Here is a 24,760-nt window from a genome sequence, read left to right on the forward strand (position 1 = left end):
ACCAGCTTCGTTGGCCGCTGGCTTGGGTGTGAACATGTGCGCTGACCTGTGGAGCTTTGCCCTCTCGACCTACGCCCGTACGGGCGCTGAAGATGCCTGCCTGCGCTTGCAGGAGCAAGGGGCGGATGTGTGTCTGTTGTTGTGCGGGCTGTGGCTGGAACAGCGCGGGGTGGCCCTTGAACCTGGACGCGTGCAGGCGCTGCGAGCAATCGCCGGTCCCTGGCAGGCAGACGTTGTGGAGCCCTTGCGCAGGGTGCGCAAGCAATGGCGCGCCATAGCGCAGCAGGATGTGGGGCTGGGAACGTTGCGCGAGCGGGTCAAGGCCCTGGAACTGGAAGCCGAACAGCAGTTGCTGTTACGTCTGGAAGCGCTGGCACAGGCTTGGCCAACGGGAGAACGCGCCACGCATCAGACATGGCTTGAAGGACTGGCGACCGAAGCCGCCAACCTTGACCACGACGCGCTGCTTCAGCTGCGCGCCGCGGCCACCGGCACTTAGGAAGCGCTGGTTGGGGTGGTGCCTGGTGCTACCGGGGCAGGCGTGCTGCTGGCCGGTGCAGTGGTAGCGGCTGGCGCTGCCGGTGCGGCAGGAGTCGCTGGCTTGGCAGCTGCTGGAGCTGGCGCGGGTTTGGCAGCCGCAGGTTTGGCAACCGGCTTGGCTGCTGGTTTCGCAGCAGCAGGTTTGGCAGCTGGCTTGGCCGCTGGTTTTGCAGCAGCAGGTTTGGCAGCTGGCTTGGCCGCTGGTTTTGCAGCAGCAGGTTTGGCAGCTGGCTTGGCCGCTGGCTTTGCAGCAGCAGTTTTAGCAACTGGCTTGGCGGCTGGTTTCGCAGCAGCAGTTTTAGCAGCTGGCTTGGCGGCTGGTTTCGCAGCAGCAGTTTTAGCAGCTGGCTTGGCGGCTGGTTTCGCAGCAGCAGTTTTAGCAGCTGGCTTGGCGGCTGGTTTTGCAGCAGCAGTTTTAGCAACTGGCTTGGCGGCTGGTTTCGCAGCAGCAGTTTTAGCAACTGGCTTGGCGGCTGGTTTCGCAGCAGCAGCTTTAGCAGGCGCTTTTTTAGCAGCAGGCTTGGCCGCAACTTTGGCCGGCGCCTTGGCCGCAACTGCCTTGGCTGGTGTACGAGTGCTCAACACTTTGGCCACAGCTTCTTTCACACGACCCACGCCCTGCGCCAGTTTCAGGCTCTCTTGGGCATCGCGCTTGAGTTGAAGGATGTAGGTGCGGGTTTCGGATTGACGATCCTTGAGGGCATCGAGCAAGTCCTCAAGTTCTTTGACGGCGCCCTTGGCTTTGGTTTGCGCCTTGGCTTTGCCGGCGGTCGCGGCGTCTTGCAGTTTAGTGCGGGATTTGTGCAGTTTTTCTTGAGCCTTGCCGCGTTGTTTTTCCAGCTTGGCGAGCAATTTCTCTGCATCAGCCAAGGCTTGGGAGCAAGCACTTTCCAAATGTTCGAGCAGGCTGCCCGAGAGTTGTTGGAGCAAGTGCAACGGGGTATTAACAGGCTTCTGTTTGGCCGACATGGTTTACCTCCTGGCTGACGTGGGTGCGGCTCATACTAGCCCTCTGCTCTTACCGCCGCTAGGGCATGTTGACAGTATCGAATGCGTTGCGTTGCACCGCACAAAAATTCTTATTGATATAACGAAAAACCGCTCCGGTTTTTGCCCATCCACACTGGCATAATCCACCGCACTTTCGGCTGGAGAACACCCATGTCGCGTTACCTTTTTTTCATCCTGGGTTTGTCGCTTTCAGTGGCCAACGCAATTGAGCCGACGGCGTCCAAAGACAGCCACGATCTGGCCTACAGCCTGGGCGCCAGCCTAGGCGAACGCCTGCGCCAGGAAGTCCCCGACTTGCAGATCCAGGCCTTGCTCGAAGGTCTCAAACAGGCCTATCAAGGCAAGCCCCTGGCCCTGGATGACGCACGTATCACACAAATTCTTGCCCAGCACGAAGCGCAGGCCAGCGCCGAGGCCCAAGTGCCGCAAAGCGAAAAGGCCCTCACCGCCGAGCAACAATTCATGGCCACGGAAAAAGCCCGGGCCGGCGTGCGCGAATTGGCCGACGGCATCTTGCTCACAGAGTTGGCCGCCGGCAGCGGGAAAAAGCCGGGCGCCCGTGACAGGGTCCAAGTGAAGTACGTGGGGCGATTGCCCGATGGGACGATTTTCGACCAGAGTGCCCAGCCCCAATGGTTTCGCCTGGACAGCGTGATCAGCGGCTGGCAAAGCGCATTGCAACAGATGCCGGTTGGCGCGAAGTGGCGCCTGGTCATTCCATCGGCCCAAGCTTATGGCGCAGACGGTGCGGGTGAGCTGATCGCGCCTTACACGCCACTGGTTTTCGAGATTGAGCTGCTCGCAATCGGTAGCTGAACCCAACGAAAAACGGTGCGCCATGCGCACCGTTTTTTTGTCTTGCCGCTGAGGCTCAAGCCTGGGTTGCAGGCTCTTCCTTGTGGGCGTTGTGCAGCACTTCGATCAGGCAGTCCTCCAGTTCGAAGCGCTCATGGAGCAGGCCGCCCAGCTCTTTGAATTTTTCGGCAACGCACTTGCCTTTGTCGCAAAGGTCGTTAAAGGCCAGGAGTTTTTCGGTGATGACATCAATGCGCGGGTAGATAGTCTCGGCCAAGTCCAGGCCACGCTGGTCGTCGAAGGCCTCGGCCTCCTTGGTCAATTGCTCATAGACCCCGAAGTGACCTGCCGAGACGTAATCCACCAAGACACCACAGAAGTCCTGCAGAGATCCACGGTTCTCAGCCAGCGCTTCGGGCTTCTCACCGAGAGCATCAAAGGCTCGAACCAATTCGTGACGTGCCTTCAACCAGCTGTCGATCAGCTTATGCACACCACCCCAGCGTTCCTGAGCATTCTGACAACTTTCCAACATGATGATCTCTTCCCTTATGGGCGGTGCCGCTTTTGCCCGCGCAACACTTCGAGGATAAAGCGGCACCGGACAACGCCGCATCGAACAAACTGTTTCAATAACGCGTGCGGGCCAGATTATGCCCGCATGACTATGGCTTCAAGGTACGCAGACCAGAAAGTTCATACAAGTGTTTAATCCCATCCTACGAGCCAACAACCCCAATCAGTGCTTCACAAACCGCAAACCCTGACCGGACAACAGGCGTGAAAACTGCGTCCCTCCCAGGATGAGCATGGCAATGAAGAACAGCAGGCTCCATTCCGGGATGCTCAAGTCGAACAACGTCCAGTTGATTTCCACACAGTCGACGGTGCCCTTGAATGCCAGTTGCAGGGCTTGCCCCAGCGTCAGGTTTTCGATCATGTATTCCAGGCTTGGCCAGCAGTTGGGCATCTGGTCAGGCGGGATATTCTGCAACAGCACCTGGCGCACCGCTGTCACTGCGCCGAGCAATGCACAGCCCATGCTCGCCGCCCAATACAGGTAAATGCCCACACGCCTGGGGCCATGGAGCGTCGCTATCAGGTTGATCAGGGTGAACACCGCCAGCAGGCTGCGCTGGATCAGGCACAGGAAACAAGGTCGCAGCAATGCCCCATATTCCAGATAAAAAGACGCGCCCAACGTCAGCACACCGGCCATGAACGCCAGGAAGAACAAGGAGCGTGAGGGGGCCAAAGACATTGTTTATCCGCAACGCAAGAGATAGGTAGTTACGGTAGAGGAAAGACCTTACCCCTTTCAATACGCGCTGGAGCAGACGCTTCCGTGAGATTGCAGGGATATACCGTCAGAAGGTAGGTAACTTTGCGTGGCTCAGTGTGGGAAACCACCTCAGCCCCTGAAACGCCCCTAACCAAGGGGATTTGAAGGGCTGGCTGCCAGATGTTTCCCAGCCAACCCTTCAAAAAATCCTACGTCAAACCCGTGCAGGCACCGGCAGCGGTGAAGCCAGCAGACGGCTATCCAGCAGCCCAAGGCCTTCCTGGAACAGCTGATTACTGCGCTCGGTATCACCCAACTGCGCCAGCAAGCGCGCCAACTCGGCGCAGGCCTCGGGGTTGCGCTGCACTTGCAGGCTGCTTTCCAGATAGTCCCGCGCCTTGCCCCACAAACTGTTTTGCAGGCAAAGCCGACCCAAGGTCAGCAACAGGCTGGCATCCCCCGGGTGATCCTTGAGCCAACCTTCGGCGAATTTCAGCTGGCGTGCCGGATCGCTACCGCGCAACAGGCCATACAACCGGATCAGGTGGCTGTCATAACCGCGCTTGAGCGCCACACGCAACGCCTCTTCGGCCTTGGCATCGGCGCCCAGCTGACGCAACTGCTCGGCATAGGCCAGCACCAGTTGGGGCTCCTGGCGCTGGGCCGAGGTCAACTGCTGCCAGGCCCGCTCAAGGGATTGCAGACCGGCTTCACCGTGCTCTTCACGCTGGACCGCCAGGCTCAGGTTTTCACCCCAGGCCCGGCGCTCCAGATCTGCCAGTTCGGCGGCAGGCAGCACTTTGTCCTTGCGCAGTTCCGGCAACAGGCGGATCACCGAAGACCAGTCACCGCGCTGCTGGTGCAAGCGCTGGAGTTGACGCAATACCTGGGCGTTGTGCGGATGGCGTTCATGCATGGCCTGCAGAGTCACCAGGGCGGCGTCGGTGTCGCCACGGTCCATCTGCAACTGCGCGTGGCTCAAGGCGATGGCCAATTCGGCCTGGGGCTGACGCTCCAGGGCGCGCTCAAGCAGGCCGTCGGACTCTTCATAACGCCCCTGCTCGTTGGCGGCCCGGGCCGCGCCAAGGTAATACAGCAGCGGCTGACGCTCGGCTTCTGCAGCACGGTGCAGGTGTCGCTCGGCGCTGGCCCAGCGGCCTTCCGCCAGGTCCATCTGCCCTTGCTCGATGGCGACCTGCACGCGTCGGCTGCGATTGCGGCGCGACCAGGGATTGACCACGCCACCAGAGGTTGTCACCAGCCCCAGCAGCACCCGCAGCAGATAGATCGCCAGGCCGACGACAAACACCGCCACCAGGGTCGACCACAGGCCAGACTCGTAATGCAGCACATGGGGATAGGTGATCAGCACATAGCCGGTGTGTTTCGAGATGCCTACCGCCAGCGCCAGGGCGAGGGCAATCGCCAGCATCAGGATCACATAGAAACGCTTCATCGGCTTTACTCCTGGGTCGCCGGCTTACCGGCGGAAGCCTTGGCTTCATCGGCAGACAGATGGCGGCGTTCAAGGTAAGCCTGCACCGCAGACAAGCTCGCGGCGAGGTCCGGGGTCACCACCGAGACGGCCTTGGGCTCAAGCTCGGTGATACGCGCCAGCATGGCCTGGCTTTGCGGGTTGTCCTGGTTGAAGTTGTCTTGCAAGACGCTGCGCGCCTCGCCCAACGCACGGGCGTACACCGCCGGTTCGCCATTGAGCGCCGCCCATTGCGCCTGCTCCAGCGCCAGGCTCAGGGCCAGTCGCACCTGGTTCAAGCCTTGGCCTGCCAGCAGCGGGCGGATGTTATCGTCAGGGTTGAAGTCGATCCGGAAGTAGCGGGAGATCTGTTCCCACCACTGGCTCCAGCGACTGTCCGTGTCGGTGCTCGGACGGCCCTGTGGGCTCTCTTGCAGCTGATATTCCGGGGACACGGCGGCCAGTTGCACCACCTGGTCCCGCAGCGCCGCCAGTTGCAGGTACAGCCCGGTACGGTCTGGCTGCTCGACGCTGCGCAAGGCCGCCAAACTCTTGGCCAACTGCTCACGGGCGGCGTAGGAACCGGGATCGCTCTGCTCGCGCAGGATCTCATCGGCGCCCTGCACCAGCGCCTGGGCACTGTTGATATCCTGCAAGGCCGACAGGCGCAGGCTGGCCAGACGCAGCAGATGCTCGGCCTCGGCCAGGCGCCAATCCTTGCGGCTAGCGCCCAGGACGGTTTCCAGACGCTGATTCAAGCGTTGCTGGTCGCCCTGCAATTGCGCCACCAATCGACGGCGTTCTTCCAGCTCATCAGCACCCGGCAATTGCGCCAGGCGCGCGGCCAACTGCTGTTGTGCCTGCTCAATACCCTGGGATTGTTCATCCAGGGTACGCACCTGCCCCAACTGTTGCTGACTGCTCGCTTGCAGGGCCCGGACCTGCCAGAGCCCCCAGCCGCCGGCCGCAACACCGGCGGCACCGAGCAGCAAGGCGAAGACCGCCAGGCCGTTGCCACGGCGCGGCGCAGTGACCGGGGTCTCAACAGGCGCATCAAGCGCGGGCTGAGCTTCATCTTTAGGCAAGGCTGTTTCGCTCACGTGTCCATCCTTTGCGTTATTAGAGAGTGGGAACGGGCTGGCTCCGTAACGCCACTAGCAAAGCCGCGGCACTGGCACCGCGGCAATCCACAACTTTTTCCGCGCCCGCCGCCCGCGCCATTTCGGCGACGCGTGGGCTGGGCACGAACAACGGCAACTGTGCCACGCGTGGCCAATGGGCGCCGGCAAGGCTTTGCAAATGCAAAAAACCCTGCCCACTGCTGACCACCAGGCCGTTCAAGCGTTCCACAGCAATGCGCTGGGCGAGCACATCCGGGTCGTAGGCTGGCAGAAACCGACGATACAACTCCAGATAATCGACACTAGCACCTTGGCCGCGTAAACGCTCAGCCAGCAACTCTCGCCCACCCTGCCCGCGCAGGATCAATACCCGGGCATCGGCAATGGCGACAGCCTCGCGCAACCGGGGCACTTCAAGCAAGGCTTCGCTGTCATCCCCAACCTCGGGGTAGCTCACATCCAGGCCTTGGTCAGCCAGAACCTGGGCCGTTGCTGCGCCGACGCTGAACCACGGCAACGCCGGCACCGCTGGCGCGTACTGATCGAGCAATTGCAGCGCCACGCGCGCGGCCGGCTTGCTTACCACGATCACCGCGCAGTAGCGATCCAGGCCCTGGAAAACCGCCTGATGCTCAGGAGTGATGGGCAAGGGTTCGGTTTCCAGCAACGGCAAGCAGCTGCTGAAGATACCGGCTTCGGACAACGAGGCCGCCAGGGCTGCCGATTCCTCGGCAGGCCGCGTCAGCAGCACACGCCAACCGGTCACTGCGGACCGGCCTCGCCATAGACTTTTTGCAGAATGGCGCCGGCGCCTTTGGCCAGCAATTCTTCGGCAACCTTCACACCCAGGCTGGCGGCCTCGGCTTGTGGCCCGCGAATTTCAGCGGTGAGCAGTAAACCACCGTCGGGATCGCCCACCAGGCCACGCAGCCAGAGGTTGTCACCCTCAAGGACCGCGTAACAGGCGATCGGTACCTGGCAGCCACCGTTGAGGTGCTTGTTCAGGGCGCGTTCGGCGGTGACGCGAATTTCGGTTTGCTGATGATCGAGAGGCTTGAGCAGCGCCTGGATTTCACGGTCTGCGGTACGGCATTCGATACCGACGGCCCCCTGCCCACCGGCCGGCAAGCTGTCTTCGACACTGATGGCCGAAGTGATGCGGTCTTCAAAGCCCAGGCGAATCAGGCCCGCCGCCGCCAGGATGATCGCGTCGTACTCGCCGGCATCCAGCTTGGCCAGGCGGGTATTGACGTTGCCCCGCAGGAAGCGGATCTGCAGGTCCGGGCGACGGGTCAGCAACTGGGCCTGGCGACGCAGGCTGGAAGTCCCGACGATGCTACCCAGGGGGAGCTCATCAAGGGAGGCGTAGGTGTTGGACACGAAGGCATCGCGCGGGTCTTCACGCTCGCAGATGCAATACAGGCCCAGGCCTTCGGGAAAGTCCATCGGTACGTCTTTCATTGAGTGCACGGCGATGTCGGCTTCATTCTCCAAGAGCGCGGTTTCCAGCTCCTTGACGAACAGCCCCTTGCCGCCGATTTTCGACAGTGGCGAGTCGAGCAGCTTGTCGCCGCGACTGACCATGGGCACCAGGGACACCGTAAGGCCCGGATGGGCTTGCTCAAGGCGGGCTTTGACGTATTCGGCCTGCCACAAGGCCAGGGCACTTTTACGGGTGGCGATGCGGATTTCGCGAGAGGACATGGATCAATCCGTACTGAATAGATACGGCAGATAATAACAGCTCAGGCAGAACCGCCTTGATTTGAATCAGCAAGTGCGGGGCCTCCCTGGCCGCGTCACTCCGGGATTCGGGGCATGCAGGTCGCTCAAGCCCTCGGGCTAAAGCTGCTGCATCATTTTGCGCACGCCTGCGACATGGCGTCGGCTGACGATCAACGCATCGCCGTTGAGCCCTTTGAGGAACAACTGGAAATGCCCCAGGGGCGTGCGTTGCAGGCGCTCGATACGCTCGCGGGCCACCAGCGCATTGCGATGGATGCGCACAAAGCGCTCGCCAAATTCGTCTTCCAGGGCCTTGAGCGGCTCATCGAGCAGCACTTCGCCGACCTCGTGGCGCAAGGTCACGTACTTGTGGTCGGCGATAAAATAAATCACCTGGTCCACGGGAATCAGCTCGATGCCCTTGCGGGTCCGCGCGCTGATATGGCTACGCGGGCCGTTGCCACTTTGCGCTGCGGGCTGGGTCAAGGCGCCGAGTTGGGCGCGATTGGGTCGCTCAGCCTTCTTCAAGGCCTTGAGTACCGCATCGGCAGCCACTGGCTTGACCAGGAAGCTGACACCGCTGGCCTCCAGGGCCTGCGAGGGAAACTCCTCTTCACTGGCACAAAGCACCAATGCCGGCGGCGACTCGCGCTCGCTCAAGCGGGCAGCTACCTGCAGGCCATCAAGGCCCGGCATGGCGATATCGAGCAGCACCACATCCGGCTTCAGGCTTTCGATCAAGGCCAATGCCTCGTCGCCACTGCAAGCGCTGGGTTCAAGGACACTGTATCCCTCAAGCTCACTGACCATACGGCTCAGTCGCTCGCGGGCTTGGGGTTCGTCATCAACGATCAGGACATTCATATTGCGCTGGATTCCTGCGTGAGTCTCGCACAAGGATAGCGTAGACAGGTGCGGTGACTTCCGTCACGGCGATCCACGCTAAGACTAGCGCGAGCGGCAAAAAGTGCCCCGAGAGCGACACCAATATTTACCCGGACCTGTTCAATACCGCCCATAACCCGATACCGCAGGGCATCGTCATAGGGTTTGCTGATACACAATATGAACACCCCCTCTACTTTAAGGTTAGCCTGGAGTTCGACCTCATTGCCTGGCATTGGTGCAGTGCACCCCTGTCAGTGCAACTGTAGACGCTCATGAAGACGACATTGCTCAATCGTCAAATATCGTTTCAATAAACATCCTTTGTTTACCTCAGGAACCGGCCGGGTTAAACCCCCGCGTCACTCCCACCTCCAGTCTCATCCCGGACGCGGCAGACGGCAAGGCACTTTGCCATCCAGCAAACAAATAAAAATGCCGACGCGGCGTATCAACGCCTCCATCAGCAACCCTGTTATTATCGGCGGCACACTTTCATGCCTCTTTTAAGCAGATCACGAGCGAATCCATGAGCACCGACAAGACCAACCAGTCCTGGGGCGGCCGCTTCAGTGAGCCCGTCGACGCCTTCGTCGCGCGCTTCACCGCCTCCGTCAATTTCGACCAGCGCCTCTATCGCCACGACATCATGGGCTCCATCGCCCACGCCACCATGCTGGCCAAGGTCGGCGTGCTGACCGATGCCGAGCGCGACAGCATCATTGACGGCCTGACCACGATCCGTGGCGAAATCGAGGCCGGTACCTTCGACTGGCGCGTGGACCTTGAAGACGTGCACATGAATATCGAGGCTCGCCTGACCGACCGCATCGGCGTGACCGGCAAAAAACTGCACACCGGGCGTAGCCGCAACGACCAGGTAGCCACCGATATCCGCCTGTGGCTGCGCGATGAAATCGACTTGATCCTGGCCGAAATCACCCGCCTGCAAACAGGTCTGCTGGAGCAGGCAGAGCGTGAATCGGACACCATCATGCCCGGCTTCACCCACCTGCAAACCGCGCAGCCTGTGACCTTTGGCCACCATCTGCTGGCCTGGTTCGAAATGCTCAGCCGCGACTACGAGCGCCTGGTCGATTGCCGCAAACGCGCCAACCGCATGCCCCTGGGCAGCGCCGCGCTGGCCGGCACCACCTACCCGATCGACCGCGAATACACCGCGCAACTGCTGGGTTTCGACGCCGTGGGCGGCAACTCCCTGGACGGCGTATCGGATCGCGACTTCGCCATCGAGTTCTGCGCCGCCGCCAGCATCGCGATGATGCACTTGTCGCGATTCTCCGAAGAGCTGGTGTTGTGGACCAGCGCGCAGTTCCAGTTCATCGACTTGCCGGATCGTTTCTGCACCGGCAGTTCGATCATGCCGCAAAAGAAAAACCCCGACGTGCCAGAGCTGGTGCGGGGCAAGAGCGGCCGTGTATTCGGCGCGCTGATGGGCCTGCTGACCCTGATGAAAGGCCAGCCTCTGGCCTACAACAAGGACAACCAGGAAGACAAGGAACCGCTGTTCGACGCCGCCGATACCCTGCGCGACTCGCTGCGCGCGTTTGCCGACATGATCCCGGCGATCAAGCCCAAGCACGCCATCATGCGCGAGGCGGCCCTGCGCGGTTTCTCTACCGCCACAGACCTGGCGGACTACCTGGTGCGCCGTGGCCTGCCATTCCGTGACTGCCATGAAATCGTTGGCCATGCGGTGAAATACGGCGTGGATACTGGCAAGGATCTGGCGGAAATGAGCCTGGAAGAGCTGCGCCAGTTCAGCGACCAGATCGAGCAAGACGTGTTTGCGGTACTGACCCTGGAAGGCTCGGTCAATGCTCGCAACCATATCGGCGGCACGGCTCCGGCCCAGGTCAAGGCAGCCGTAGTGCGCGGCCAGGCCCTGCTCGCCAGCCGCTAAAAGCATCGCAGGCAAGCCAGCTCCCACCTTTGACCGGGGCCTTCAATCTACCTCGGTCAACTGTGGGAGCCCGCTTGTGTGGGAGCTGGCTTGCCTGCGATAGCATCACCTTAGTGTCACTGACACACCGAGGTGCCTGCATCGCGGGCAAGCCCAGCTCCCACATTTATTACTTCTTCGCCGCGATCATCGCCATAAAGGCCGGCATCGCCGCGTCCTTGTCCGCCGCCACTCGCTGGGCGTTGGGCAGGTCTTGCAGCGTCTTCAGCAAAGCCTTGGCCTTCGGCAACTCAGCCAGCAGATCCAGGCCGAACAGCTTCCCACCAACCGCGCACGCCAAGTCCACGCTGTACATGAAGTACACATCAGCAAGCGTAAAACGCTCCCCTGCCACATACGGCGCAAACTTGCCGTGCCGCCCCAGCGAAGCAACCCCTAACAGCAACTCGGCCTTGGCCTTGTCCTTGATCGCCTGCGGTACCGGCATGCCAAAGAACGCCTCGCCATAGCAAGCCCGGGCCGGCAGTTCGATGTACAACTCGATTTCCCTGCACAACGCCAATACCTGGGCACGCTGGAACGCATCGCCTGGCAGCAGGGCCGGGCCCGATTGCGTCTGTTCGAGGTACTCGAGAATCACGCTGGTTTCGTTGATAAAGCCGTTTTCCACCTTCAGCACCGGCACCTTGCCGCGCGGGCTCACCGCCAGGGCTTCAGGGGTTTGCCCGGCATAAAACGCCACTTCCTCGAAGGGCAGGCCCTTTTCCAGGAGCGCCAGCTTGACCATGTTGTAGTAGTTACTGACCGAAAATCCGTAGAGCTTGAGCATCACAAAGCCTCCAGGCCGTGCAGGGGTTGGCTGGGTAGGTTATAGAACGTGACGCGCCACCTGACCAGCAGCATCACCGGGCTGAATGGAGGTAGACTGGCGCCCTTTCCTGACAGGAGGCAGCCATGAGCGAGCCAACCGATATCGACAACGACGACGAAGAGTTCGCCGAATCCACCTTGACCCAAGCGATCGAAAACCAGATCGAAAGCGATAACCCGCCGGCGGCCAAGGCCACATTCAACAAGCTGACCCTGGTGGGCTACGAGCGCGAAGACATCCTGAACCTGATGGCTCATGTGCTGGCCGTGGAAATCGACGCGATGCTGGAAGAAGACCGGCCGTTCAACACCGACTGGTATGAAACCGCCCTGCGCGCCCTGCCAGAGCTGCCGCCGGAAAACCAGTAACCCTGCCCTTGCTCGCGAAAAACCTGAGCGCGCCGCGTTTCTCCAGCTGCCCCGGGTCAACGTTAACGCTTTTCGCGAGCAAGCTCGCTCCTCCACACTGGACAGTTCGCCCAAGTACGTTCACCTTAGGGGCTGCTAGCGTCTGACAATTCCTAGAACGTCTGGAGTCCTTATGTCGTATACCCCTGAGTTGGTTGCCGAACTGGAAATCCTTGCACTTTTCAACCTGGGCAGTTCCCAGGAAGGTCTGAAAGTCCATCAGACCGCTGCTCCCACTGCCATTGCTGCGGCCAAACGCCTGTTCGAGAAAAAACTGATCGACCAGCCAGATGGCGGCTACCTGACCAGTCTGGGCCGCGACGCAGCAGAACAAGCGCAAACACTGCTGACGATCCTGACCACCGCTACCACCAAAGAAGCCGCCTGACCTACCGTATCGCCCACGGAATCCTCTGTTCACGGATTCCGCGGGCACTTCTGCGCCGACGATAAAATTCTGGCGCCAAAAACAAATTCCCCTTAAACCTCCTACGATTCTGTCTGTAAACTCCTACACGGCCGCCCACGCCGGGCCTGCGAGCCGTTGAGTTCGACATGACCAGTACCCATGAAATCCGCCCTGACTTGGATGAAGGCATTGACCGCAAGGTACTGGCCCAACTGCGCTCGCGTTTCCTCACCCTCAATGCCGGCCGCATGGCCCGGGCTGTCGAAGGCCTGACGCCGCGCCAGCAAAGCGTGCTGGCACTGCTGCCGCTGTTTTTCCATGTCAATCACCCCTTGTTGCCTGGTTATGTCTCGGGCAGCACGCCGGCCGGTTTGTCGAATTTTGAACCGGATGCCCAGGTCCTGGCCGAAGCCCAGCGCCTGACCCGCTCGTTTTCCTACAAGCCACGCCACGGCAACCCGCCCACCCCGATCCACGGCCTGTTCCTGATGGGCAGCCTTGGCACACTGGCCCAGGCCGACCAGAGTGATATGGACGTGTGGGTCTGCCACGCCGCAGAGGTAAACGAGGCCGAGCTGGTCGAATTGCGCAAAAAGTGCCAGTTGCTGGAGGCCTGGGCCCTGAGCATGGGCGCCGAGGCGCATTTTTTCCTGATCGAACCCAGCCGTTTTGCTCAGGGCGGTCGCGATACCCAGCTCAGCTCAGATGACTGCGGCACCAGCCAGCACTATCTGTTGCTCGATGAGTTCTACCGCACCGCCATCTGGCTGGCCGGGCGCACGCCAATCTGGTGGCTGGTGCCAGTCTACGAAGAAGCGCGCTACGCCGAATTTACCCACGCGCTGATTTCCAAACGTTTTATCCGCGCCGACGAAACCCTCGACCTCGGGCACCTGGCCCATATCCCGCCGGGAGAATTTATCGGCGCCGGCCTGTGGCAGTTGTTCAAGGGTATCGAGTCACCCTACAAGTCGGTGCTCAAGCTGTTGCTCACCGAGGTGTATGCCAGCGAGCACCCCAAGGTGCAGTGCCTGAGCCTGCGTTTCAAACGCGCGGTGTTCGCCAACCAACTGGACCTGGATGAGCTGGACCCGTATATCGTGGTCTACCGTCGCATCGAGGAATACCTGCGCGGACGCAACGAACCCGAGCGCCTGGAACTGGTGCGGCGCAGCCTGTACCTGAAGGTCAACCGCAAGCGCACCACCAGCTGGCAACGCGCGCTGCTGGAGCGCCTGGCCCACGAATGGGGCTGGGACCAGCGGCAACTGGCCCTGCTCGACAGCCGCAGCCAGTGGAAAGTGCGACAGGTCGCGTCCGAACGCCGCGCCCTGGTCAATGAGCTCAATTACAGCTATCGCTTCCTGACCCAATTCGCCCGCACCGAACAGACCGTGAGCCTGATCAACAAGCGCGACCTCAATGTGCTGGGCCGGCGCCTGTACGCCGCCTTTGAACGCAAGGCCGGCAAGGTCGAGTTCATCAACCCGGGGATTGCCCCGGACCTGGCCGAAGACACCCTCACCCTGGTCCACTCGCCCAATCGCAAGGAGCCGGGCCAGTACCATTGGGGCCTGTACAACGGCAGCCTGACCGCCCTGGAATGGGAGCACTTTGCGCCGATCAAACGCAGCCGCGACCTGCTGGAGATGCTCACCTGGTGCCATCGCAACGGCGTGATCGACAGCAGCACGCGCCTGGCCCTGCATCCGGGCACCAGCGATTTGAGCGAATTCGAGCTGTTCAATCTGCTGGGCAGCCTGCAACAGACCGTCGCCCTGCCCCTGGCCACGGTGGATGAGGAACGCCTGCTGCGTACGGCGATACCCGAGGAGGTGCTGTTGCTGGTCAACGTCGGCGTCGACCCGCTCAAGCACCACCGTGACTTGAATATCCTGATGACCACCGAGCGCACCGACTCCCTGAGTTACGCCGGCGTCAGGGAAAACCTGGTGTTGACCCTGGACCAGGTGACACTCAACAGCTGGAACGAGGTAATGGTCAGCCGTTACGAGGGCCCTCACGCCCTGCTCGATTGCCTGCGCGATTACCTGAATCAGTTACCACACGACCAACTGCCACGGCTGCGGGTGCGCTGTTTCTGCCATAACCGTGCGCAGTTCATTGCCCAGCGTGTGGAAGAGATTTTCGATACCGCGCAAAACCTGATGCTCAGCCAGCTCAACCACCGCTATCTGATCCAGGTGCAGCAGCACTATCACGTCATGGAACTGGCGCCGGGGCAGGCCAATCATGTGTCCCTGGCCAGCGAGCAGGCGCTGGTGGAATACCTCAGCGAAGAACTGGCCAGCTACAGCCCGTTGCACCTGGATGCCATGGCCCTGGAAGACCACGATCTGGCGGCGCTGCTACCGATGGGCCAGGCGGATTGTGTGCAGGTGTTCTACCGCATCAATGACGGTTTTGCCGAGCTGTACGTGCTCGACGAATTCAACGCCCTCTGGCAACAGCGCCTGCCGTTTCATGATGAGCAAAGCTTGCTCGCCCCTTTGCAGCGCTTCCTGCAGTCGGTCATCTATCGTCGGGACGCGCTGTCACCGCTGGACCCGCAGCAGCCACTGGGGGCCGTGCAAACGCTGTATTACCAGCTGTTGCCATCGGCAAGCGGTCGGGCCCGTCGGGTCGAGCCACGACCGGCACCCCAGGTCCAGGCCAACAAACCGTTCTACGACGTGCAGGCGATTATCGGCAAGGGCGCGCCAGGCCAGGTGGGGATTACCCTGTACTGCAATCAGCGGGAGTTTTGTGAACTGGAATTTGGCGACCAGCTGTTTGCAGTGGTCGCCCAGGAGATCGTCGGGCAGCGTCGGGAAACCGAGCGCTATCGTTGCTACATCACCGACCTGGACCTGTCCGGGCTACTCGGTGATGTTCAAAGCCCAAGCAATCTCTACCTGCGCTACAAGGCCGAGTTGGAGCAGGCGCTCAACCAGGCCTTGAATCAGGTCTAGAGCGTGAATGCGCCGCCGTCTTTAGGCTGGCCTTCGACACTCAGCAGCTCAAGCTTGAGGGTCTTGCCACCTGGAGCGGGCCAGTCGATGTGCTGGCCAACCTGCAGGCCCAGCAGCGCACTGCCCACAGGGGCGAGGATCGAGATCTTGCCTTCGTCGGCATTCGCGTCCTTGGGGTAGACCAGGGTCAGGTGATAGTCCTTGCCGCTGCTTTGCTCGCGGCAATGCACGCTGGAGTTCATGGTCACGACACCGGCAGGCACTTCATCGTGACCAACCACGTCTTCAGCGCGGTCAAGTTCGGCTTGCAGGGCGATGACGCCTGGCAGTTTATCGTCCATACGGTCGATCAGTTGCTCAAGACGTTGCACATCGAGACGGGTGAGGATGATGGAAGGTGCAGTCATGATTGCGGCAGACTCCTTTTTTTCTGCACAAAAAAGCAAAACCCCGCCAATAAACGGCGGGGTTCTCACGGACCTCGATGAGTTGAGGTGTACCCGGACACTACCACAGCACACCAAATAAACAAGATGGGCTGGTCTGAAGGTCAGGCACCGGCCTTGCGTTGCTCGGCCTGTGCGACGATCACGCGGCGCCGCTGATCGTCGGCGGAACGCCATTCCCGGATGTCTTCCACGTGTCGGAAGCAGCCAAGGCAGACTTTCTGCTCATCCAGCCGACACAAACTGATACAAGGTGACGGCACTGCCGGGCTGACATTGCTGAACAGCGGCTTGGGCGGACGGGCGGGTGTGGGCTGGGTCACGATCAAATCTCGTCGAAATCCAGCTCGACGCCGGCCTGTTCCTGAGTGATGCGTGCAAGCATTTCGCTCAGCAGCTCATCGCTGGTGTCGTGGGACCAGCGTTTTTCTTCTTCGTCATAGTCGAAGTGAAAACCTCCGGAACGTGCCGCCAGCCACAACTGACGCAGCGGCTCCTGGCGGCTGAAGATCAATTGGCTGCCGTTCTCGAACTTGACGGTCAGCACGCCGGCAGAATTTTCCAGATCCACATCCAGGCCACTCTCGTCGAAAATATCCTCCAGCGCTTGCTGGGTCGCATCGACCAGGTCGTGAAAGCGGGCTTCGGTCAAACTCATGGTGGGAACCTCAAAAAGTGTCTACTCACGCTCAAGCGCCGCACGATACGGAGGCGCCATCATGATTGCAAAGAATACCGATTTCGTTCCCATCAGCCGCGAGAAATATCCCAAATTAATGTAGGCCACTTCACGACATACTCGGCAAAGCCCCGCCGGACGGGTGTCCCGGCACATAGGCAAGCTGGCGGGTGGTCGGTATACTCGGGCGCAATTAATGCATATTCAAGGATTTAGCCATGAAGCGCCTGATCTCTTCCCTTGCTGCGCTCGTCGCGGTCGCTTGCCTCGTCAGTGCCTGTGGTCAAAAAGGCCCGTTGTACCTGCCCGATGACAGCAAAGACCCGAATGAACAGGCGCAAACGTCGCAATCCAAAGCGCACAAGCACGACACCTACTAAGGGAATTTCATGGACGCTTTTAACTACCGGAACGGCGAGCTGTTCGCGGAAGGCGTGGCGCTGTCCGCGATTGCCGAACGCTTCGGCACCCCGACCTATGTGTACTCGCGAGCGCATATCGAAGCGCAATACCGCACCTTTGCCGATGCACTGGAGGGCACGCCAAGCCTGGTGTGCTATGCAGTAAAAGCCAACTCCAACCTGGGTGTACTCAATGTCCTGGCGCGCCTGGGCGCTGGTTTTGACATCGTGTCCCGTGGCGAGCTGGAGCGTGTACTGGCCGCAGGCGGCAAGGCTGACAAAATCGTGTTCTCCGGGGTCGGCAAGACCCGCGAAGACATGCGCCGCGCCCTGGAAATCGGCGTGCATTGCTTCAACGTCGAGTCCACCGACGAGCTGGAGCGCCTGCAAGTGGTGGCCGCCGAGATGGGCGTGCGTGCGCCGATCTCCCTGCGCGTCAACCCGGATGTCGATGCCGGTACCCACCCGTACATTTCCACCGGTCTCAAAGAGAACAAGTTCGGCATCGCGATTGCCGACGCCGAAGACGTGTATATCCGCGCCGCCCAACTGCCAAACCTGGAAGTACTGGGTGTGGACTGCCATATCGGTTCGCAACTGACCAGTCTGCCCCCCTTCCTCGATGCCCTCGACCGCCTACTGGCGCTGATCGACCGCCTCGGCGAGTGCGGCATCTACCTGCACCACATTGATCTGGGCGGTGGCGTGGGCGTGCGTTATCGCGACGAAGAGCCGCCGCTGGTGGCCGACTACGTCAAGGCCGTACGCGAGCGCACCGAAGGCCGCGACCTGAAGCTGATATTCGAGCCGGGCCGCTACATCGTTGCCAATGCAGGCGTACTGCTGACCCAGGTCGAGTACCTCAAGCACACCGAACACAAGGATTTCGCCATCGTCGATGCGGCGATGAACGACCTGATCCGCCCGGCGCTGTACCAGGCCTGGATGGATGTCAGCGCCGTGCGCCCGCGCGACAGCGCCCCGCGCACCTATGACATCGTCGGCCCGATTTGTGAAACCAGCGACTTCCTGGCCAAGGACCGTGAACTGGCCCTGGCAGAAGGCGATCTGCTGGCCGTGCATTCGGCCGGTGCCTACGGGTTTGTCATGAGCTCCAACTACAACACCCGCGGGCGTACCGCCGAAGTGTTGGTGGACGGTGATCAAGCGTTTGAAGTGCGTCGCCGCGAGACGGTAGCCGAGTTGTTTGCTGGCGAAAGCCTGCTGCCGGAGTAAGCCATGCTGCTGCGTTTTACCAAGATGCACGGCCTGGGCAATGACTTTATGGTCCTTGACCTGGTCAGCCAGCACGCGCATATCCTGCCCAAGCACGCCAAGCTGTGGGGCGACCGCCATACCGGCATCGGCTTCGATCAGTTGCTGATCGTCGAGGCGCCAAGCAATCCGGAGGTGGATTTCCGTTACCGGATCTTCAACTCCGACGGTTCCGAAGTGGAACAGTGCGGCAACGGTGCGCGCTGCTTCGCCCGGTTCGTGCTGGACAAGCGCCTGACCGCCAAACGGCAGATTCGCGTCGAGACCAAAAGCGGCATTATCGAGCTGGATATCCGCAGCGACGGCCAGATCAGCGTCGACATGGGCGCCCCGCGCCTGGTGCCGGCCGATATTCCGTTCCAGGCTGAGGCCCAGGCCTTGAGTTATCCACTGGATGTCGACGGCACTGTGGTCGAGGTGGCCGCTGTGTCCATGGGCAACCCCCATGCGGTGCTGCGGGTCAACGACATCAACAATGCGCCGGTGCATGAACTGGGACCGAAGATCGAACATCACCCGCGCTTTCCGGCGCGGGTCAACGTCGGCTTCCTGCAGGTCATCGACCGCTCCCGTGCGCAATTGCGCGTGTGGGAACGCGGCGCCGGGGAAACCCAGGCTTGTGGCACCGGCGCTTGCGCCGCCGCCGTGGCTGCGATCAGCCAGGGCTGGATGGATTCGCCCCTGTTGATCGACCTGCCCGGCGGACGCCTGTCCATCGAATGGGCAGGCCCAGGCCAACCGGTGAAGATGACCGGCCCGGCATCCCGTGTATACGAAGGACAGGTCCGTCTATGAGAGCGACTCGCCAATGACCGATAAGCCCCAGGCACCCGCCAAGCAGCCCGAAGGATCCCCTTGCGAAAGCCTGGAGGCAGCGGCCGTCGCCGCTTACCTGGAGGCTAACCCGGACTTCTTCGTCGAACACGACGAACTGCTGCCGGCCCTGCGCATCCCTCACCAGCGCGGCGATACCGTGTCGCTGGTGGAGCGGCAGATGAAGATCCTGCGCGAGCGCAATATCGAAATGCGCCATCGGCTCTCACAGTTGATGGACGTGGCCCGCGACAACGACCGCCTGTTCGACAAGACCCGCCGCCTGATCCTGGCACTGCTGGATGCCGCCAGCCTGGAAGACCTGACCATTGCCGTCGAAGACAGCCTGCGCCAGGACTTCCAGGTGCCGTTTGTCAGCCTGATCCTGTTCAGTGACAACCCGATGCCGGTCGGGCGCTGGGTCAAGGGCAGCGAAGCGCAGACCGCCATTGGCGGCCTGTTGTCGGAAGGCAAGACCATCAGCGGCACCCTGCGCGAGCATGAACTGGACTTCCTGTTTGGCGAGGACCAGCGCGTGCAGATCGGCTCGACTGCCGTGGTCGCCCTCAACCATCAAGGCCTGCATGGCGTCCTGGCCATTGCCAGCCGTGATCCGCAGCACTACAAGAGCACGGTAGGCACGCTGTTTTTGACCTACATTGCTGAAGTGTTGAGCCGCAGCCTGCCGCGCTTTACCACTGCCCTGCGCGCGGTGCGCTAGCCATGGAACGGCAACTGGACGCCTACTGCGCTCACCTGCGCAGCGAGCGCCAGGTGTCTCCCCATACGCTGGAAGCCTACCGACGGGACTTGAACAAGGTCCTGGCGTTCTGCCAGAAACACCAGATCAGCAGCTGGAAGGCCCTTGATATCCAGGGCCTGCGCAGCCTGATTGCACGCCTGCACCAGCAGGGCCAATCCTCCCGCAGCCTGGCGCGCCTGCTGTCGGCGGTACGTGGTCTGTATCACTACCTCAACCGCGAAGGCCTGTGCGATCACGACCCGGCCAACGGCCTGGCGCCGCCCAAGGGTGAGCGCCGCCTGCCCAAGACCCTGGATGCCGACCGCACCCTGCAATTGCTCGATGGCGCGGTCGAAGATGACTTCCTGGCGCACCGCGACCAGGCGATCCTGGAGCTGTTCTATTCCTCGGGCCTGCGCCTGTCGGAGCTGACCAGCCTCAACCTCGAGCAACTGGACCTGGCCGACGGCCTGGTGCAAGTGCATGGCAAAGGCAGCAAGACCCGCGTGCTGCCCATCGGCAAAAAGGCCCGCGACGCCCTGCTGGTGTGGCTGCCCCTGCGAGCCCTGAGCAATCCGCCGGACGACGCGGTGTTTGTCAGCCAGCAAGGCCGACGCCTCGGGCCACGGGCCATTCAGTTGCGGGTCAAGGCCGCCGGCGAGCGGGAGCTGGGGCAGAACCTGCATCCGCACATGCTCCGGCACTCCTTTGCCAGCCACCTGCTGGAATCGTCACAAGACTTGCGCGCCGTGCAGGAACTGCTCGGCCACTCGGATATCAAGACCACCCAGATCTACACCCACCTGGACTTCCAGCACCTGGCAACGGTGTACGACAGCGCCCATCCCAGGGCCAAACGTGTTAAAGGCGGCGACTCATGAGCATCAAGCTAATCACCTTCGACCTGGACGACACCCTGTGGGACAACGTCCCCGTCATCATCAGCGCCGAAGCGTCGATGCGCGAATGGCTGGCGACCCATGCGTCCAAGGTCGGCGACCTGCCCCTGGAGCATTTCGCCAGCCTGCGCCAGCAGGTGCTGCAACGTCATCCCGAGCTCAAACACCGGATCAGTGTGCTGCGCCAGCGGGTGCTGATGCACGCCTTTGAAGAGGCCGGTTATCCACAGCCGCAAGCCACGGAGATGGCCGATGTGTGTTTTGAAGCGTTCATTCATGCGCGGCACCAGCTCACCGTCTTCCCCGAAGCCGAGCCGATGCTGCAAGCCCTGCGCCAGCACTTTCTGCTGGGGGTGATCACCAATGGCAATGCCGATGTGCAGCGCGTAGGCCTGGCGGATTACTTCCACTTTGCCCTGAGGGCCGAGGATATCGGCATCGCCAAGCCGGATGCGCGCTTGTTTCAAGAGGCGTTGCAGCGGGGCGGGGTGGATGCCAGTGCGGCGGTGCATATTGGCGATCACCCTGGCGATGACATCGCCGGGGCACAGCAGGCGGGGTTGCGAGCCGTGTGGTTCAACCCGACCGGCAAGGTTTGGGAAGGTGAGGCATTGCCGGATGCGCAGATTCGCAGCCTGACCGAGCTACCGGAGCTGCTCCACAGCTGGAAATAACGCGGCTGCGATACCACTGGAAATCCAAGGTGGGAGCCTGCTGGAGTTTATTCCAGGCATGAAAAAACCCGCAGCGACGGCGGGCTTTTTCAGCAAGCAAGTAACCGGCCTCAGATAGGCCGACTGCCGTACTTGTTATCCGGCTTCTTCGGTGGATCTGCCACCACGTTGGCCTCGACTTCCTGCACTTTACCGCCTTTGGCGAGGAACTCTTCCATCGCACGGGCCAGCGCATCGCGCTCTTTGTTCTTGGCCTCGACGCTCGGCAGTTCGTCTACCGAAACAGCAGCCTTGGCCTTGCCTTTGGCGGCCGGAACAGGTGCATCATCGCCACCGTCATCGTCAGCAACGTCTTCCGCTACCGCTTCAAGGCCTTCTTCGGTGTCGTCTTCGTCACCTACTTCCAGTTCGTCGTTTTCCAGATCATCGTCGCTCATGTTCTACCTCATGACTTGCGAAAAGCAGATTAGTTATAGCCCAGCTTCACCATCTGTCGAAGGCTGCCGGAAAAAAATCAACGTCCACCGGATAACCAGTGGCTTATGCCCCATCACCGTGCAGGTGGCGAGGACTTTACGAGCACCGCCATGATCAGGGTGCTCGTCCAGATAAACGCGTTGCCATGTGCCCATTGCCAAGTGGCCGGCCTTGACCGGCAAACTCAGTTGGCGACCCGATAGGCTGCCCTTGAAATGACCCGGGGCTTGGCCCGCTGGGTAATCAGGGTCTGTCGCCATATACAGTTCTGCGCCCATCGGCGCGCATTCTAGCGCGCTCTGGGAAAAAACAAAGTGCCGAATACGCCTACATGCCTGTAAGACATTCGCACACTGAAAAGTACCGTGTGGATCCAATCACAAACTCGGCACAAAAATGCTCACGCGCCTTCACCACAGGCAAATACCAGACAAAAAAATGCCCGGCAAGCCGGGCATGTTTTTTTTCATACGTTCTTACAAGTTGTAGCCACGTTCGTTGTGCTCCGCCAGGTCCAGGCCAACGGCCTCTTCCTCTTCGGTCACACGCAGGCCGATGGTCAAGTCCAGCACCTTGAGAATCACGTAGGTCACGATACCGGTGTAGATCACGGTAAAGCCTACGCCCTTGGCCTGGATCCAGACCTGTGCGGCAATGTCGGTCACGGTGCCGAAGCCACCCAGGATCGGCGCCGCGAATACGCCGGTGAGAATCGCCCCGACAATCCCGCCCACACCGTGCACACCGAAGGCATCCAGGGAGTCATCGTAGCCCAGCTTGCGCTTGAGGCTGGTGGCGCAGAAGAAGCAGATCACGCCAGACGCCAGGCCGATCACCAGGGCGCCCATCGGGCCCACGGTACCGGCGGCCGGGGTAACGGCCACCAGGCCGGCTACCACACCCGAGGCAATGCCCAGGGCGCTTGGCTTGCCGTGGGTGATCCACTCGGCGAACATCCAGCCCAGTGCCGCAGCAGCAGTGGCGATCTGAGTCACCAGCATCGCCATGCCGGCCGTGCCGTTGGCCGCAGCAGCGGAGCCGGCGTTGAAGCCGAACCAGCCGATCCACAGCATCGCCGCGCCGATCAGGGTGTAGCCCAGGTTGTGCGGGGCCATTGGGGTGGTCGGGTAGCCTTTACGCTTGCCGAGCACGATGCACGCCACCAGGCCAGCCACACCGGCGTTGATGTGCACCACGGTGCCGCCAGCGAAGTCCAGCACGCCCCAGTCCCACATCAGGCCGCCGTTGCCGCTCCAGACCATGTGCGCGATCGGCGCATAGACCAGGGTGAACCAGATGGCCATGAACAGCAGCATGGCGGAGAACTTCATGCGCTCGGCGAACGCACCGACAATCAGCGCCGGGGTGATGATCGCGAAGGTCATCTGGAAGGTGATGAACACCGCTTCCGGGAACAGCGCCGCAGGCCCAGTGATGCTGGACGGTGTGACACCCGCCAGGAACGCCTTGCCCATGCCGCCGAAGAACGAGTTGAAGTTAACGACGCCCTGTTCCATGCCCGTGGTGTCGAACGCGATGCTGTAGCCGTAGACGACCCACAGGATGCTGATCAGACCAGTAATGGCGAAGCACTGCATCATCACAGAAAGAATGTTTTTGGAGCGGACCATGCCGCCGTAGAACAGCGCCAGGCCAGGGATGGTCATGAACAGCACCAGTGCGGTGGCTGTCAGCATCCAGGCAGTGTCGCCGGAATTGAGGACTGGAGCCGCCACTTCGTCTGCCGCCATGGCCAGGCTGGGCATTACGATGGACAACAGGGCTCCTAGCCCTGCGAATTTACGCAGAGTCATATTGTTTTCTCCTGGGGCGTTGGGGTTTGGCGGCTTAGATTGCGTCGGTATCGGTTTCGCCGGTACGGATGCGAATAGCCTGTTCCAGATTGACCACGAAGATCTTGCCGTCACCGATCTTGCCGGTGTTGGCTGCCTTGGTTATCGCCTCGATAACCCGATCAAGATCCTTGTCGTCAATGGCGACATCAATCTTCACCTTCGGCAGGAAATCGACTACGTATTCCGCGCCGCGATACAGCTCGGTATGACCCTTCTGCCGACCGAAGCCTTTGACCTCAGTGACGGTAATGCCCTGCACGCCGATCTCGGACAGTGACTCGCGTACATCGTCCAACTTGAACGGCTTGATGATGGCAGTGACTAGCTTCATGAAAACTCTCTCCCGAATTGGTGGACTTGCCCCAGGAAAACAAACCCGTCTCAAGTCTAAGCGCAGTGCCTGGCTTTGTAACGCATCGTCGCCTCGGCAAATGCCTTTGCGACGCCAGCTAACCGTTGGTGACGAAACATGTACCCTGGTCCGTCAGCGCACTGCATTCGTCACAGCGACTGCATCAGTGCATGGGTCATGATCGTCTAAGCAGAAACCTTGCCAGCTCCGTAAAACTCACTGAAATCAATCCGTTGCCCGTCTACGCCCACCAATGGGCCGGTGCAGCAGCCTGGATACGCACAAAAACAGTGCATCCGCATTCAGCCCAGTGCGCGAAAAGCGTGCGCAGACCACGCTGAAAAGACTATAGGCGCTGCGTGATACACTGCCGGCCAACTGTTTTCCGGAATGTTTCCCATGCTCGCGCCCAAAGACCTCCTCGACGCCCTGAGCGGCCACGCCTCTCGCCTGTTCAGCGGCGAAACCCCGCTGCCCCGCAATGAAATCGAAAGCCAGTTCAAGGCGCTGCTGCAAAGCGGGTTCAGCAAGCTGGACCTGGTCAGCCGTGAGGAGTTCGACAGCCAGATGGTAGTCCTGGCCCGCACCCGTGCGCGGCTGGAGAGCCTGGAGGCGAAGGTGGCGGAGTTGGAAGCGCGGCTGAATCCACCTCAGGAATAACCACCGCGTCCCCTCTTGGAGCCGGCTTGCCGGCTCCTGCAATGACAGCGCCTGGATACGTTCTGTAAAA

28 protein-coding genes and 1 pseudogene are annotated in these 24,760 nt (G+C 61.1%); 13 read left to right on the top strand and 16 right to left on the bottom strand.

Features of this window, described 5'->3' with window-relative positions; genetic code table 11:
• Positions 1-34 precede the first annotated feature (34 nt).
• Positions 35-499, top strand: coding sequence for a TIGR02444 family protein (locus tag HU773_RS27130; protein WP_057960967.1), 465 nt, complete (start codon positions 35-37; stop codon positions 497-499).
• On the opposite strand, the gene HU773_RS27135 is transcribed toward HU773_RS27130, so the two are convergent.
• Positions 496-1,509 carry an AlgP family protein gene (locus tag HU773_RS27135; protein ID WP_217883912.1) on the bottom strand — a complete coding sequence of 338 codons (1,014 nt, stop codon included), beginning with the start codon at positions 1,507-1,509 and terminating at the stop codon, positions 496-498. The two genes, HU773_RS27130 and HU773_RS27135, sit on opposite strands and share 4 nt — an antisense overlap.
• A 192-nt stretch (positions 1,510-1,701) precedes the next feature.
• Between HU773_RS27135 and HU773_RS27140 the strand changes: the two genes are divergently transcribed.
• A complete protein-coding gene (locus HU773_RS27140; protein WP_186625821.1) occupies positions 1,702-2,367 on the top strand; it encodes an FKBP-type peptidyl-prolyl cis-trans isomerase in 666 nt (221 codons plus the stop codon).
• Between the two features lie 55 nt (positions 2,368-2,422).
• Here HU773_RS27140 and HU773_RS27145 read toward each other — a convergent pair whose 3' ends face one another.
• From HU773_RS27145 to HU773_RS27175, 7 genes are all read right to left on the bottom strand, one after another.
• On the bottom strand, positions 2,423-2,881 hold the full coding sequence (locus tag HU773_RS27145) for an Rsd/AlgQ family anti-sigma factor (protein WP_057440472.1): 459 nt from the start codon (positions 2,879-2,881) through the stop codon (positions 2,423-2,425).
• A 204-nt stretch (positions 2,882-3,085) separates the two neighbouring features.
• Entirely contained in the window at positions 3,086-3,607 is a 522-nt protein-coding gene (locus tag HU773_RS27150; protein ID WP_057440473.1) for a disulfide bond formation protein B, read from the bottom strand.
• A gap of 235 nt (positions 3,608-3,842) precedes the next feature.
• Positions 3,843-5,084 (bottom strand): heme biosynthesis protein HemY, encoded by a 1,242-nt coding sequence (locus HU773_RS27155; protein ID WP_186625822.1) that lies wholly within the window; start codon positions 5,082-5,084, stop codon positions 3,843-3,845.
• A 5-nt stretch (positions 5,085-5,089) separates the two neighbouring features.
• Complete coding sequence (locus HU773_RS27160; protein WP_057960978.1) at positions 5,090-6,202, bottom strand: uroporphyrinogen-III C-methyltransferase; 1,113 nt, start codon at positions 6,200-6,202, stop codon at positions 5,090-5,092.
• 19 nt (positions 6,203-6,221) lie between these two features.
• The gene (locus HU773_RS27165; protein WP_057960979.1) at positions 6,222-6,989 is read right to left on the bottom strand and encodes a uroporphyrinogen-III synthase; all 768 of its coding nucleotides are present in this window, start codon (positions 6,987-6,989) and stop codon (positions 6,222-6,224) included.
• Complete coding sequence (hemC, locus tag HU773_RS27170; protein ID WP_057440477.1) at positions 6,986-7,927, bottom strand: hydroxymethylbilane synthase; 942 nt, start codon at positions 7,925-7,927, stop codon at positions 6,986-6,988. Before hemC ends, HU773_RS27165 begins: the two co-directional genes overlap by 4 nt.
• A 138-nt stretch (positions 7,928-8,065) precedes the next feature.
• On the bottom strand, positions 8,066-8,812 hold the full coding sequence (locus HU773_RS27175; RefSeq protein WP_057440478.1) for a LytR/AlgR family response regulator transcription factor: 747 nt from the start codon (positions 8,810-8,812) through the stop codon (positions 8,066-8,068).
• Positions 8,813-9,362: 550 nt separating this feature from the next.
• On the opposite strand from HU773_RS27175, the gene argH reads away from it, so the two are divergent.
• Positions 9,363-10,757 carry an argininosuccinate lyase gene (gene argH, locus HU773_RS27180; protein ID WP_057440480.1) on the top strand — a complete coding sequence of 465 codons (1,395 nt, stop codon included), beginning with the start codon at positions 9,363-9,365 and terminating at the stop codon, positions 10,755-10,757.
• Positions 10,758-10,926: 169 nt separating this feature from the next.
• Here argH and HU773_RS27185 read toward each other — a convergent pair whose 3' ends face one another.
• Complete coding sequence (locus HU773_RS27185; RefSeq protein WP_170059889.1) at positions 10,927-11,586, bottom strand: glutathione S-transferase family protein; 660 nt, start codon at positions 11,584-11,586, stop codon at positions 10,927-10,929.
• A 125-nt stretch (positions 11,587-11,711) separates the two neighbouring features.
• On the opposite strand from HU773_RS27185, the gene HU773_RS27190 reads away from it, so the two are divergent.
• The 3 genes from HU773_RS27190 (at position 11,712) to HU773_RS27200 (ending at position 15,416) form a co-directional block, all read left to right on the top strand.
• The gene (locus HU773_RS27190; RefSeq protein ID WP_057440482.1) at positions 11,712-11,996 is read left to right on the top strand and encodes a hypothetical protein; all 285 of its coding nucleotides are present in this window, start codon (positions 11,712-11,714) and stop codon (positions 11,994-11,996) included.
• Between the two features lie 172 nt (positions 11,997-12,168).
• Positions 12,169-12,423 (top strand): TIGR02647 family protein, encoded by a 255-nt coding sequence (locus HU773_RS27195; protein WP_057440483.1) that lies wholly within the window; start codon positions 12,169-12,171, stop codon positions 12,421-12,423.
• A 167-nt stretch (positions 12,424-12,590) separates the two neighbouring features.
• The gene (locus HU773_RS27200) at positions 12,591-15,416 is read left to right on the top strand and encodes a class I adenylate cyclase (protein ID WP_186625823.1); all 2,826 of its coding nucleotides are present in this window, start codon (positions 12,591-12,593) and stop codon (positions 15,414-15,416) included.
• On the opposite strand, the gene rnk is transcribed toward HU773_RS27200, so the two are convergent.
• From rnk to cyaY, 3 genes are all read right to left on the bottom strand, one after another.
• Positions 15,413-15,823, bottom strand: coding sequence for a nucleoside diphosphate kinase regulator (rnk, locus tag HU773_RS27205; RefSeq protein ID WP_057444204.1), 411 nt, complete (start codon positions 15,821-15,823; stop codon positions 15,413-15,415). The two genes, HU773_RS27200 and rnk, sit on opposite strands and share 4 nt — an antisense overlap.
• A gap of 143 nt (positions 15,824-15,966) precedes the next feature.
• Positions 15,967-16,185 (bottom strand): DUF1289 domain-containing protein, encoded by a 219-nt coding sequence (locus HU773_RS27210; protein WP_057440618.1) that lies wholly within the window; start codon positions 16,183-16,185, stop codon positions 15,967-15,969.
• 2 nt (positions 16,186-16,187) lie between these two features.
• Positions 16,188-16,520, bottom strand: a complete 333-nt coding sequence (gene cyaY / locus HU773_RS27215) for an iron donor protein CyaY (protein WP_057440485.1) — start codon at positions 16,518-16,520, stop codon at positions 16,188-16,190.
• Positions 16,521-16,759: 239 nt separating this feature from the next.
• Here cyaY and lptM point away from each other — a divergent pair, with 239 nt between their 5' ends.
• The 6 genes from lptM to HU773_RS27245 are packed head-to-tail and all read left to right on the top strand — an operon-like array spanning position 16,760 to position 21,345.
• Positions 16,760-16,921 carry an LPS translocon maturation chaperone LptM gene (gene lptM, locus HU773_RS27220; RefSeq protein WP_038444426.1) on the top strand — a complete coding sequence of 54 codons (162 nt, stop codon included), beginning with the start codon at positions 16,760-16,762 and terminating at the stop codon, positions 16,919-16,921.
• 9 nt (positions 16,922-16,930) lie between these two features.
• Positions 16,931-18,178, top strand: coding sequence for a diaminopimelate decarboxylase (gene lysA, locus HU773_RS27225; RefSeq protein WP_057440486.1), 1,248 nt, complete (start codon positions 16,931-16,933; stop codon positions 18,176-18,178).
• A 3-nt stretch (positions 18,179-18,181) separates the two neighbouring features.
• Positions 18,182-19,012 carry a diaminopimelate epimerase gene (gene dapF / locus HU773_RS27230; protein ID WP_057440487.1) on the top strand — a complete coding sequence of 277 codons (831 nt, stop codon included), beginning with the start codon at positions 18,182-18,184 and terminating at the stop codon, positions 19,010-19,012.
• Positions 19,013-19,025: 13 nt separating this feature from the next.
• Positions 19,026-19,751, top strand: a complete 726-nt coding sequence (locus HU773_RS27235) for a DUF484 family protein (RefSeq protein WP_057440488.1) — start codon at positions 19,026-19,028, stop codon at positions 19,749-19,751.
• A 2-nt stretch (positions 19,752-19,753) separates the two neighbouring features.
• Positions 19,754-20,653 (top strand): tyrosine recombinase XerC, encoded by a 900-nt coding sequence (xerC, locus tag HU773_RS27240; RefSeq protein WP_057440489.1) that lies wholly within the window; start codon positions 19,754-19,756, stop codon positions 20,651-20,653.
• Positions 20,650-21,345, top strand: a complete 696-nt coding sequence (locus HU773_RS27245) for an HAD family hydrolase (protein ID WP_057440490.1) — start codon at positions 20,650-20,652, stop codon at positions 21,343-21,345. Before xerC ends, HU773_RS27245 begins: the two co-directional genes overlap by 4 nt.
• Positions 21,346-21,455: 110 nt before the next feature.
• Here HU773_RS27245 and sutA read toward each other — a convergent pair whose 3' ends face one another.
• The 4 genes and pseudogenes from sutA to glnK all read right to left on the bottom strand — a co-directional run bounded on the left by sutA (position 21,456) and on the right by glnK (position 24,009).
• Positions 21,456-21,782, bottom strand: a complete 327-nt coding sequence (sutA, locus tag HU773_RS27250; protein WP_057440491.1) for a dormancy-specific transcriptional regulator SutA — start codon at positions 21,780-21,782, stop codon at positions 21,456-21,458.
• A 103-nt stretch (positions 21,783-21,885) separates the two neighbouring features.
• Positions 21,886-22,046 (bottom strand): annotated as a pseudogene (locus HU773_RS27530) (YjbQ family protein); the annotation flags it as partial.
• A gap of 252 nt (positions 22,047-22,298) precedes the next feature.
• On the bottom strand, positions 22,299-23,636 hold the full coding sequence (locus tag HU773_RS27260; RefSeq protein WP_169989468.1) for an ammonium transporter: 1,338 nt from the start codon (positions 23,634-23,636) through the stop codon (positions 22,299-22,301).
• Positions 23,637-23,670: 34 nt separating this feature from the next.
• On the bottom strand, positions 23,671-24,009 hold the full coding sequence (glnK, locus tag HU773_RS27265) for a P-II family nitrogen regulator (protein ID WP_002555808.1): 339 nt from the start codon (positions 24,007-24,009) through the stop codon (positions 23,671-23,673).
• Between the two features lie 420 nt (positions 24,010-24,429).
• Here glnK and HU773_RS27270 point away from each other — a divergent pair, with 420 nt between their 5' ends.
• Positions 24,430-24,690, top strand: a complete 261-nt coding sequence (locus HU773_RS27270) for an accessory factor UbiK family protein (RefSeq protein WP_057444205.1) — start codon at positions 24,430-24,432, stop codon at positions 24,688-24,690.
• The last annotated feature ends 70 nt before the right edge of the window (positions 24,691-24,760 follow it).

Origin of the sequence: Pseudomonas shahriarae (assembly GCF_014268455.2) — a bacterium.
GTDB lineage: Bacteria > Pseudomonadota > Gammaproteobacteria > Pseudomonadales > Pseudomonadaceae > Aquipseudomonas > Aquipseudomonas shahriarae.

Coding starts and splice junctions, on each gene's coding strand:
- HU773_RS27130 (WP_057960967.1), top strand. CDS start 35: ATGTGCGCTGACCTGTGGAGCTTTGCCCTCTCGACCTACGCCCGTACG.
- HU773_RS27135 (WP_217883912.1), bottom strand. CDS start 1,509: ATGTCGGCCAAACAGAAGCCTGTTAATACCCCGTTGCACTTGCTCCAA.
- HU773_RS27140 (WP_186625821.1), top strand. CDS start 1,702: ATGTCGCGTTACCTTTTTTTCATCCTGGGTTTGTCGCTTTCAGTGGCC.
- HU773_RS27145 (WP_057440472.1), bottom strand. CDS start 2,881: ATGTTGGAAAGTTGTCAGAATGCTCAGGAACGCTGGGGTGGTGTGCAT.
- HU773_RS27150 (WP_057440473.1), bottom strand. CDS start 3,607: ATGTCTTTGGCCCCCTCACGCTCCTTGTTCTTCCTGGCGTTCATGGCC.
- HU773_RS27155 (WP_186625822.1), bottom strand. CDS start 5,084: ATGAAGCGTTTCTATGTGATCCTGATGCTGGCGATTGCCCTCGCCCTG.
- hemC (WP_057440477.1), bottom strand. CDS start 7,927: ATGTCCTCTCGCGAAATCCGCATCGCCACCCGTAAAAGTGCCCTGGCC.
- HU773_RS27175 (WP_057440478.1), bottom strand. CDS start 8,812: ATGAATGTCCTGATCGTTGATGACGAACCCCAAGCCCGCGAGCGACTG.
- argH (WP_057440480.1), top strand. CDS start 9,363: ATGAGCACCGACAAGACCAACCAGTCCTGGGGCGGCCGCTTCAGTGAG.
- HU773_RS27185 (WP_170059889.1), bottom strand. CDS start 11,586: ATGCTCAAGCTCTACGGATTTTCGGTCAGTAACTACTACAACATGGTC.
- HU773_RS27190 (WP_057440482.1), top strand. CDS start 11,712: ATGAGCGAGCCAACCGATATCGACAACGACGACGAAGAGTTCGCCGAA.
- HU773_RS27195 (WP_057440483.1), top strand. CDS start 12,169: ATGTCGTATACCCCTGAGTTGGTTGCCGAACTGGAAATCCTTGCACTT.
- HU773_RS27200 (WP_186625823.1), top strand. CDS start 12,591: ATGACCAGTACCCATGAAATCCGCCCTGACTTGGATGAAGGCATTGAC.
- rnk (WP_057444204.1), bottom strand. CDS start 15,823: ATGACTGCACCTTCCATCATCCTCACCCGTCTCGATGTGCAACGTCTT.
- cyaY (WP_057440485.1), bottom strand. CDS start 16,520: ATGAGTTTGACCGAAGCCCGCTTTCACGACCTGGTCGATGCGACCCAG.
- lptM (WP_038444426.1), top strand. CDS start 16,760: ATGAAGCGCCTGATCTCTTCCCTTGCTGCGCTCGTCGCGGTCGCTTGC.
- lysA (WP_057440486.1), top strand. CDS start 16,931: ATGGACGCTTTTAACTACCGGAACGGCGAGCTGTTCGCGGAAGGCGTG.
- dapF (WP_057440487.1), top strand. CDS start 18,182: ATGCTGCTGCGTTTTACCAAGATGCACGGCCTGGGCAATGACTTTATG.
- HU773_RS27235 (WP_057440488.1), top strand. CDS start 19,026: ATGACCGATAAGCCCCAGGCACCCGCCAAGCAGCCCGAAGGATCCCCT.
- xerC (WP_057440489.1), top strand. CDS start 19,754: ATGGAACGGCAACTGGACGCCTACTGCGCTCACCTGCGCAGCGAGCGC.
- HU773_RS27245 (WP_057440490.1), top strand. CDS start 20,650: ATGAGCATCAAGCTAATCACCTTCGACCTGGACGACACCCTGTGGGAC.
- sutA (WP_057440491.1), bottom strand. CDS start 21,782: ATGAGCGACGATGATCTGGAAAACGACGAACTGGAAGTAGGTGACGAA.
- HU773_RS27260 (WP_169989468.1), bottom strand. CDS start 23,636: ATGACTCTGCGTAAATTCGCAGGGCTAGGAGCCCTGTTGTCCATCGTA.
- glnK (WP_002555808.1), bottom strand. CDS start 24,009: ATGAAGCTAGTCACTGCCATCATCAAGCCGTTCAAGTTGGACGATGTA.
- HU773_RS27270 (WP_057444205.1), top strand. CDS start 24,430: ATGCTCGCGCCCAAAGACCTCCTCGACGCCCTGAGCGGCCACGCCTCT.